A 787-nucleotide genomic window follows, 5' to 3' on the forward strand; every position below is an offset into this window, starting at 1 on the left:
GTGGCGCCGACGCCGTGCAACGCCTGGCGGCCGGCGGACGGGCGCTGGAGACACCCTTCGGCACCCTGTTCGCGCCGAACATCACGCCCGACCGCGACACCGGCATCGGCAACTGGGGCGCCGACGACTTCTGGCGCGCCCTGCACGACGGCAAATCGAAAGGCGGCCGCCTGCTCTACCCGGCCTTCCCCTACACCAGCTACACCAAGGTGTCGCGCGCCGACGCCGACGCCCTGTACGCCTACCTGCGCAGCCTGCCGCCGCGCCAGGTCCAGAACCGCCCGCATGCGCTGCGTTTTCCCTACGACAGCCAGCTCGCCCTGGCCGGCTGGCGCCTGCTCTACTTCAAGCCCGGCGTGTTCGAGCCCGAGCCGCGGCGCGATGCGCGCTGGAACCGCGGCGCCTACCTGGTCGAGGGCCTGGGCCACTGCGCCGCCTGCCACAGCACGCGCAACCGCTTCGGCGCATCGAGCGAGGGACTGGAAGGCGGCCTGATTCCGACTATCGGCTGGTACGCGCCCTCGCTGACCTCGGACGCCGAGGCGGGACTGGGCAAGTGGAAGGAAGAACACATCGTGCAGCTGCTGGGCACCGGCGTGGCGCCCGGCGCCAGCGTGACCGGGCCGATGGCAGAGGTGGTCGCGCAAAGCCTGCAGCATTTGACGCCCGCCGACCTGGGGGCGATGGCGGCCTACCTGAAGTCCCTCCCCGGCCCGGCGCCGCGCGAGCGCGAACCCGCGCCGCGGCTGGATGACCAGGTGCTGCAGGAAGGATCGCGCCTGTACGG

1 protein-coding gene is annotated in these 787 nt (G+C 72.2%); it reads left to right on the plus strand.

Annotated features, from left to right (window positions below; translation table 11 throughout):
* Positions 1-787 (plus strand): cytochrome c (locus KVT32_RS27870; protein ID WP_217619172.1); only part of this gene is annotated, 787 nt, incomplete at both ends.

The organism is Achromobacter sp. GbtcB20, assembly GCF_019091095.1.
Lineage (GTDB): Bacteria > Pseudomonadota > Gammaproteobacteria > Burkholderiales > Burkholderiaceae_B > Achromobacter > Achromobacter mucicolens.